The 5,178-nt window shown below is 68.5% G+C and carries 6 protein-coding genes and 1 pseudogene; 2 read left to right on the top strand and 5 right to left on the bottom strand.

Translation table 11 applies throughout. The annotated features are described in order from the left end of the window. The 5 genes and pseudogenes from IRZ12_RS15345 to IRZ12_RS15325 form a co-directional block, all read right to left on the bottom strand. A pseudogene (locus IRZ12_RS15345) lies at window positions 1–212 on the bottom strand (AAA family ATPase); the annotation flags it as partial. Between the two features lie 57 nt (window positions 213–269). Next, entirely contained in the window at window positions 270–1,496 is a 1,227-nt protein-coding gene (gene argJ / locus IRZ12_RS15340; protein WP_296470187.1) for a bifunctional glutamate N-acetyltransferase/amino-acid acetyltransferase ArgJ, read from the bottom strand. Between the two features lie 58 nt (window positions 1,497–1,554). Next, the gene (gene hemL / locus IRZ12_RS15335) at window positions 1,555–2,838 is read right to left on the bottom strand and encodes a glutamate-1-semialdehyde 2,1-aminomutase (protein ID WP_296470184.1); all 1,284 of its coding nucleotides are present in this window, start codon (window positions 2,836–2,838) and stop codon (window positions 1,555–1,557) included. 2 nt (window positions 2,839–2,840) lie between these two features. Continuing rightward, window positions 2,841–3,548 (bottom strand): thiamine phosphate synthase, encoded by a 708-nt coding sequence (thiE, locus tag IRZ12_RS15330; RefSeq protein WP_296470181.1) that lies wholly within the window; start codon window positions 3,546–3,548, stop codon window positions 2,841–2,843. Continuing rightward, window positions 3,545–4,432: a hydroxymethylpyrimidine/phosphomethylpyrimidine kinase gene (locus tag IRZ12_RS15325; RefSeq protein WP_296470178.1), complete on the bottom strand. Its 888-nt coding sequence runs from the start codon at window positions 4,430–4,432 to the stop codon at window positions 3,545–3,547. The genes thiE and IRZ12_RS15325 overlap by 4 nt, the downstream gene beginning before the upstream one ends. A gap of 139 nt (window positions 4,433–4,571) precedes the next feature. Between IRZ12_RS15325 and IRZ12_RS15320 the strand changes: the two genes are divergently transcribed. After that, the gene (locus IRZ12_RS15320) at window positions 4,572–4,736 is read left to right on the top strand and encodes a rubredoxin (RefSeq protein ID WP_087780643.1); all 165 of its coding nucleotides are present in this window, start codon (window positions 4,572–4,574) and stop codon (window positions 4,734–4,736) included. Between the two features lie 29 nt (window positions 4,737–4,765). After that, a partial coding sequence (locus IRZ12_RS15315) for a YqgE/AlgH family protein (RefSeq protein WP_296470171.1) occupies window positions 4,766–5,178 on the top strand: 413 nt, incomplete at its 3' end.

Below are 5,178 nucleotides of genomic sequence, written 5' to 3'. Positions count from 1 at the left end.
ATGTGCTGCAGGTCATCGAGGTGGATGCGGGCGATGTGCCGCACCGGCTCCAGCCAGCCGCGCGTGCTCCGCTTGCGCCAGCGGAAGGCATGGGCATTCCAGTCTATGGGCGGGGGCGCGGGGGGGAGCCAGGCTTCGAGTTGCGCCAGGACGCCTTCGGCGCGTTTCAGGAAGGAAGCGAGATCGATGGAAGGAGAAGACTCGTTCGGCACAGTAGCGTTCCTATCGTCGGCCGGGGCCGGCCGGCCCCGGATCGTGTTCTTGGCGGCTCAGGAGCGGTAGTCCGCGTTGATGCTCACGTATTCGTGCGAGAAGTCGCAGGTGTACACCGTTTCGGCCACGTTGCCGCGGCCCAGCGAGATCCGCACCCCGATTTCGGCCTGCTTCATCACGCGCTGGCCGTCCTCTTCCTGGTAGTCAGGGTTGCGGCCTCCGTTCTTCGCCACCCATACGTCATCCAGCCACAGGTTCACCTGCCCGACGTCGAGGTCCTCGATGCCGGCGTAGCCGATGGCGGCCAGGATGCGGCCCAGGTTGGGGTCGGATGCATAGAAGGCTGTCTTGACCAACGGCGAGTGCGCGACGGAATAGGCAACCTTGAGGGCCTCCTCCTGCGTGCCGGCATCCTCCACCCGGATGGTAATGAACTTGGTCGCGCCTTCGGCGTCGCGCACGATCAGCTGTGCGAGATGGGTGGCCGCGGCCTTGAGCGTGGCCAGGAGCTCCGGATAGAGCGGGTCCGTTTCCGATTCGACGCGCAGCCCGGCGCGGCCCGTCGCCACGAGCATGAAGGAGTCGTTGGTCGAGGTGTCGCCATCCACCGTGATGCGGTTGAACGAGACGTCCGCGATCTGGCCCACCATGCGCTGGAGCAGCGCGCCGTCGATGGCGGCGTCGGTTGCCAGGAAGCCCAGCATGGTGGCCATGTTGGGCCGGATCATGCCCGCGCCCTTGCTGATGCCGGTGATGGTGATCTGGTGTCCGCCTATCGTGGCCTTGGTCGATACGATCTTGGGCAACGTGTCGGTGGTCATGATGCCGTACGCGGCTTCGGTCCAGTTGCCCGGGGCGAGCGCCTGCACGGCCGCGGGCAGGCCGGCTTCGATGCGGTCCACCGGCAGCGGCTCCAGGATGACGCCGGTCGAGAACGGCAGGACTTGGCGCGGATCGACCTGCAGCAGGCGCGCGAGCGCCTCGCATGTGGCGCGCGCCGCGGCGAGCCCGGGTTCGCCCGTGCCGGCGTTGGCGTTGCCTGTGTTGACGACCATGGCGCGGATCGGAAGGCCTTGCGCGAGATGCGCTTCGCACACTTGCACGGGGGCGGCGCGGAAACGGTTGCGCGTGAAGACGCCGGCCACCTGGGTGCCTTCGGCCAGGCGGAAGACCGTCAGGTCGCGTCGGCCGGCCTTGCGGATGCCGGCCTCGGTGACGCCGATTTCGACGCCGTCCACGGGAAAGACCTGATCGGGAGCGGGAATGGGAAGATTGACGGCCATGGGTGTCCTCGCGGATCGAAGGTAGGGGGCGCCGGCTGGGAGATGCCGTGCCGGCGCGTTAGCGTTTGAGTTCGGCGAAAGCCTCGCCGGCGATGGCGATGGTGCGCTCGATCACGTCGTCGTCGTGCGCGATCGAAACGAAGCCTGCCTCGAACGCCGACGGCGCGAAGTTGACGCCGCGCGCCAGCGCCGCGTGGAAGAACTGGTTGAACGCCTGGGTGTCGGAAGTCGATACTTCGGCCAGCGAGGTCGGCACGCTGTCGCGGAAATACAGGCCGAACATCCCGCCCACGTGGTCGGCGGTGAACGGCACGCCGGCGCGCGCGGCGGCGTTGCGCAGCCCTTCGACCAGCTTGCGCGTTTGCGCTTCCAGCCGTTCATAAAAGCCGGGTTCGTCCAGCAGGCGCAGCGTCGCGATGCCGGCTGCGACCGCCACCGGGTTGCCGGACAGCGTGCCGGCTTGGTAGACGGGCCCCAGCGGCGCGATGTGCGCCATGATGTCGCGCCGGCCGCCGAATGCGCCAATGGGCATGCCGCCGCCTATGACCTTGGCGAGCGTCGTCAGGTCCGGCACGATGCCCGTGCGGCCCTGCACGCCCTGGGGCCCCACGCGGAAACCGGTCATGACCTCGTCGAAGATGAGCACGGCGCCGTAGCGCGTGCATTGGTCGCGCAGCGTCTGCAGGAAACCCGGCACCGGCTGCACGAGGTTCATGTTCCCCGCCACCGGCTCGACGATCACGCAGGCGATCTCGTCGCCATATTGCTTGAAGGCGGCCTCCACGCCCGCGATGTCGTTGTAGTCCAGCACCAGCGTGTGGGCGGCGAATTCGGGCGGCACGCCCGCGGAAGTCGGATTGCCGAAGGTCAGCAGCCCCGAGCCCGCCTTCACCAACAGGCTGTCGGCATGGCCATGGTAACAGCCTTCGAACTTGACGATCTTGGCGCGGCCGGTAAAGCCGCGCGCCAGGCGGATCGCGCTCATGGTGGCTTCGGTGCCCGAGCTCACCAGCCGCACCTGCTCGATGGAGGGGAGCCGCTGCGCCAGCATTTCGGCCAGCTCGACCTCAGCCTCCGTCGGGGCGCCGAAGGACAGCCCGTCGGCTGCCGCCGCCTGCACGGCCCGGATCACGTCCGGGTGGGCATGGCCCAGGATGGCCGGACCCCACGAGCCGACGTAGTCGATGTATTGCTTGCCTTCGGCATCCCAGATGTACGGGCCCGCGCCGCGCCGGATGAAAGGCGGCGTGCCGCCCACGGAACGGAAAGCGCGTACCGGCGAGTTGACGCCGCCCGGAATGGTCCGGCAGGCGCGCTCGAAGAGTTCTGCATTGCGTGTCATGGTCATGCCTTGCTAGATGGGTTGGCGTCGTGGCCGTGGGGCCAGGCGCGTCCGAAGGCGCGTGCCGCGGCTTCGATGTCTTCCGCGCCGAACAGCGCGGTGATGACGGCCAGGGCGTCCGCCCCCGCGGCCACGGCTTGGCGGGCGTTGTCTGGCGTGATGCCGCCGATGGCCACGATGGCGGGCCGGGTCGGCTCCTCGGTTCGGGGCAGGCGCAGGGCCCGCGCCTGTTCCAGGCAGGAGAGGGGGGCACGCACGGCCGCAGGCTTGGTGGGCGAGGCGAACACCGCGCCGAAGGCTACGTGGTCGGCGCCGGCTTCTAGCGCCGCGCGGGCGCGTTCGGGCTCGTTGTAGCAGGATGCGCCGATCAGCAGCGCGGGGCCGCCGGCCCGGCGGGCTTCGGCGATGTCGCCGTCGTCGCGGCCAAGATGGACCCCGTCGGCCCCGGCCTCCAGCGCCAGGCGCCAATCGTCGTTGATGATGAGCAGCACGCCGAGCCTGTCGCACGCCGCCCGCAGCGCGCGCGCCTGTTCCAGGCGCTTGGTGCGGCCGGCATGTTTGCGGCGCAGCTGCACGGCCCGCATGCCGCCGCGCGCGGCAGCCTGCACCGCGGCCACCAGCCGGTCGGTGTCATCCCATTCGGGGGTGATGCCATACAGTCCGCGCATGGGGCTGGCGAGCGCGGGAGCAGCGTCGGGGGCAGGCGTCATGTCTCGTCCTTCGCCGGGGAGCTCCTGGCGGGGCAGTGGGTGGCGGTGGCCGAGCTGTTGCCTTGGCGAGCCCAGAAGAAGCGGTCGGGCAGCTGGCGGCCCATGCCGGGCTGGAATCCCGCGGCCAAGGCGCGCCAAACGTATTCCTGAGCCTCCGGAACGGCGTCGCGCACTTCCATGCCGTTGGCAAGCAACGCCGCCAGCGCCGCCGATAGCGTGGAGCCCGCACCGCGGAAGCTGCCGGGCAGGCGCGGCCAGCGATACTCGGCCGTAGGCTGCTCCGCCGAGTCGCCGCTCCCGCGCAGGGTGTTGACGACCACCGTTCCCGGCTGGTGCAGGCCGGTAGCGAGCACCCACGCCGCACCACGGCGCATCAGCGCCTGGGCCGGGTCTTCGCCGTCGGCCTCGAGCAGGCCGTCGGACGCGACTTGCGCCAGGCGCAAGCTGTCCGCCACCACGATCGTGGCCTGCGGCACGAGCAGCTCGATCGTGGCCGCCATCACTTCTTCGGCTGAATCTTCGGTCTCCGCGTCATCCGCGTCGAGCGGGTCGGCACCCAGGTGGAGCACCACGGGCACGGCCGAGTAGTCGGCCAGGATCTCGGCCACGGCCGCCACGCCCTCGGCAGAGAACAGCCCGCCCACCTTGAATGCGCGCACGGGCATGTCTTCCAGGAGGCTGCGCGCCTGGTCATCGATCCATTCCGGCCCGAGGGCTTCGGCATCTTCCAGGCTGACCGAGTCCTGCACGGTGAAACCGGTCAGCACGGTCAGCGTATGGCAGCCCATGCTGGCGCAGGTAATCAAATCCGCCTGGATGCCTCCACCTCCGCTGGGATCGGAAGGGGCGAACGTCAGGACGAGGGGTGGCGTGGGCGCTGGCAACGAAAAAAATCCCGGAAAGCGGGCCCGCCGGCATAGGATCAGGCGCGGCCCACGGTGTTTCGGTAAGATGCGAGATTCTAATAGATGCCTGTTAGTTCCCGGTTGCGGGAACGGGCCCAGTAATAATTAATTGAAAACAATGCGTACCTGGATGTGTCTGATTTGCGGCTGGATCTATGATGAAGCCGCGGGGTTGCCGGAGGAGGGCATTCCGCCCGGCACCAAGTGGGAAGACGTGCCGCCGAATTGGGTGTGTCCCGAGTGCGGGGCACGCAAGGAAGATTTTGAGATGGTCGAGATCTGACCTCGTTCCGTGACGATTACAATCCGGCTATGAGCGAACGCGCCAATTTCGATCTCACGAATCAGTTCCTGATCGCCATGCCCGGCATGGCGGATCCGAATTTTGCCGGCGCCGTCATCTACGTTTGCGAACATACGCCCAAAGGCGCGCTCGGCCTGGTGATCAACCGGCCCACCGACCTCACTTTGGCGGCCCTGTTCGAGCGCATCGAGCTGCCCCTGAACGATCCCGAGCGGGCGGGCGCGCCGGTCTACTTCGGCGGCCCGGTACAGACCGACCGCGGCTTCGTGCTCCATGCGCCCGTGGGCCAATACACCTCGTCCATCAAGGTGGGTGACCTCGCCCTGACGACGTCCCGCGACGTGCTCCAGGCCGTGGCAGAAGGGCAGGGGCCGGGGCAGATGCTGGTCACGCTCGGATACGCGGGCTGGGGGGCGGGGCA

Origin of the sequence: Pigmentiphaga sp. (genome assembly GCF_019689535.1) — a bacterium.
Taxonomy (GTDB): Bacteria; Pseudomonadota; Gammaproteobacteria; order Burkholderiales; family Burkholderiaceae_B; genus Pigmentiphaga.
This window is presented reverse-complemented; position numbering and strand designations above follow the sequence as displayed.